This is a genomic window from Aeromonas bestiarum, from assembly GCF_000819745.1.
Taxonomy (GTDB): Bacteria; Pseudomonadota; Gammaproteobacteria; order Enterobacterales; family Aeromonadaceae; genus Aeromonas; species Aeromonas bestiarum.
The window spans coordinates 1-3,287 of sequence record NZ_CDDA01000014.1 but is presented as its reverse complement, the minus strand read 5'-3'; the positions used below and the strand labels follow the sequence as shown (position 1 = coordinate 3,287).

Below are 3,287 nucleotides of genomic sequence, written 5' to 3'. Positions count from 1 at the left end.
GCCTGGCAGTGTCCTACTCTCGCATGGCGAATGCCACACTACCATCGGCGCTACCGCGTTTCACTTCTGAGTTCGGCATGGGATCAGGTGGTTCCACGGCGCTATGGCCGCCAGGCAAATTCTTCAATCCAGAAAGCTGACGTGAGTAACGACTGATTGGCTATTGCCTGGTCGTTATCACTGAATTAGGTAAGTAGTCTCGCACTTGCTACAAGGCCCAGAACACTTCTTGGGTGTTGTATGGTTAAGCCTCACGGGTAATTAGTATGGGTTAGCTCAACACGTCGCCGCGCTTACACACCCCACCTATCAACGTTGTGGTCTCCAACGGCCCTTTAGGACCCTCAAGGGGTCAGGGATGACTCATCTCAGGGCTCGCTTCCCGCTTAGATGCTTTCAGCGGTTATCGATTCCGAACTTAGCTACCGGGCAGTGCCACTGGCGTGACAACCCGAACACCAGAGGTTCGTTCACTCCGGTCCTCTCGTACTAGGAGCAACTCCCTTCAATCATCCAACGCCCACGGCAGATAGGGACCGAACTGTCTCACGACGTTCTGAACCCAGCTCGCGTACCACTTTAAATGGCGAACAGCCATACCCTTGGGACCGACTTCAGCCCCAGGATGTGATGAGCCGACATCGAGGTGCCAAACACCGCCGTCGATATGAACTCTTGGGCGGTATCAGCCTGTTATCCCCGGAGTACCTTTTATCCGTTGAGCGATGGCCCTTCCATTCAGAACCACCGGATCACTATGACCTACTTTCGTACCTGCTCGACCTGTCCGTCTCGCAGTTAAGCTGGCTTATGCCATTGCACTAACCTCCTGATGTCCGACCAGGATTAGCCAACCTTCGTGCTCCTCCGTTACTCTTTGGGAGGAGACCGCCCCAGTCAAACTACCCACCAGGCACTGTCCGCGATCCCGATTCAGGGACCTGCGTTAGAACATCAAACATACAAGGGTGGTATTTCAAGGACGGCTCCAGCGCAACTGGCGTCACGCCTTCAAAGCCTCCCACCTATCCTACACATGTAGGTTCAATGTTCAGTGCCAAGCTGTAGTAAAGGTTCACGGGGTCTTTCCGTCTAGCCGCGGGTACACCGCATCTTCACGGCGAATTCGATTTCACTGAGTCTCGGGTGGAGACAGCATGGCCATGGTTACACCATTCGTGCAGGTCGGAACTTACCCGACAAGGAATTTCGCTACCTTAGGACCGTTATAGTTACGGCCGCCGTTTACCGGGGCTTCGATCAAGAGCTTCGCTTGCGCTAACCCCATCAATTAACCTTCCGGCACCGGGCAGGTGTCACACCCTATACGTCCACTTTCGTGTTTGCAGAGTGCTGTGTTTTTGATAAACAGTCCCAGCCATCTGGTCACTGCGACTCCCAACTGCTCCATCCGCAAGGGACTTCACTGTCAAGAGCGAACCTTCTCCCGAAGTTACGGTTCTATTTTGCCTAGTTCCTTCACCCGAGTTCTCTCAAGCGCCTTGGTATTCTCTACCCGACCACCTGTGTCGGTTTGGGGTACGATGACTTGTAATCTGAAGCTTAGAGGCTTTTCCTGGAAGCAGGGCATCAATGGCTTCACCACCGTAGTGGCTTCGTCTCGTGTCTCAGTGTTGTGTCTCCGGATTTGCCTAGAAACACCACCTACGCACTTTCACCAGGACAACCGTCGCCTGGCCCACCTAGCCTTCTCCGTCCCCCCATCGCAATTACAAGTCGTGCAGGAATATTAACCTGCTTCCCATCGATTACGCCTTTCGGCCTCACCTTAGGGGTCGACTCACCCTGCCCCGATTAACGTTGGACAGGAACCCTTGGTCTTCCGGCGAGGAGGCTTTTCACCCCCTTTATCGTTACTTACGTCAGCATTCGCACTTCTGATATCTCCAGCATACCTCTCGATACACCTTCGCAGACTTACAGAACGCTCCCCTACCACTCACACATAAGTGTGAATCCGCGGCTTCGGTGCCTGGTTTGAGCCCCGTTACATCTTCCGCGCAGGCCGACTCGACTAGTGAGCTATTACGCTTTCTTTAAATGATGGCTGCTTCTAAGCCAACATCCTAGCTGTCTGAGCCTTCCCACATCGTTTCCCACTTAACCAGAACTTTGGGACCTTAGCCGGCGGTCTGGGTTGTTTCCCTCTTCACGACGGACGTTAGCACCCGCCGTGTGTCTCCCGGATATTACTTACTGGTATTCGGAGTTTGCATGGAGTTGGTAAGTCGGGATGACCCCCTAGTCCAAACAGTGCTCTACCCCCAGTAGTATTCGTCCGAGGCGCTACCTAAATAGCTTTCGGGGAGAACCAGCTATCTCCGAGTTTGATTGGCCTTTCACCCCCAGCCACAGGTCATCCCCTAACTTTGCAACGTTAGTGGGTTCGGTCCTCCAGTTGATGTTACTCAACCTTCAACCTGCCCATGGCTAGATCACCCGGTTTCGGGTCTACACCTTGCAACTAGACGCCCAGTTAAGACTCGGTTTCCCTACGGCTCCCCTATACGGTTAACCTCGCTACAAAATGTAAGTCGCTGACCCATTATACAAAAGGTACGCAGTCACCCCGAAGGGCTCCCACTGCTTGTACGTACACGGTTTCAGGTTCTATTTCACTCCCCTCACAGGGGTTCTTTTCGCCTTTCCCTCACGGTACTGGTTCACTATCGGTCAGTCAGGAGTATTTAGCCTTGGAGGATGGTCCCCCCATATTCAGACAGGATGTCACGTGTCCCGCCCTACTCGATTTCACTTCAAGGTCGTTTTCATGTACGGGGCTATCACCCTGTATCGCTGGCCTTTCCAGGACCATTCCACTAACTTCCAAGAAACTTAAGGGCTAATCCCCGTTCGCTCGCCGCTACTGAGGGAATCTCGGTTGATTTCTTTTCCTCGGGGTACTTAGATGTTTCAGTTCTCCCGGTTCGCCTCTATTACCTATGTATTCAGTAATAGATACCCAGCTTGTGCTGGGTGGGTTTCCCCATTCGGAAATCTGTGAGTAATAGCGTCTCTTACCGACTTCTCACAGCTTATCGCAGGTTAGTACGTCCTTCATCGCCTCTGACTGCCAAGGCATCCACCATGTACGCTTAGTCACTTAACCATACAACCCCAAGAAGTGTCGTCGAAACAACGCTTGCTTGTTGAAGTACAACAAGGACCAAAATAAAATTTGGTTTTCGCCAAGAAGTTTCCAAAGCACTTGTAACAAATGTTTGAGAACTACTTTTTAAATCAGCTTTCCAGATTGTTAAAGAGCA

General features: G+C 52.1%; 2 rRNA genes. Both read right to left on the bottom strand.

The window, feature by feature from the left end:
• Positions 1-115: ribosomal RNA gene (rrf, locus tag BN1118_RS07250) — 5S ribosomal RNA — on the bottom strand.
• Positions 116-240: 125 nt separating this feature from the next.
• A 23S ribosomal RNA gene (locus BN1118_RS07245) occupies positions 241-3,130 on the bottom strand.
• Positions 3,131-3,287: the final 157 nt, after the last annotated feature.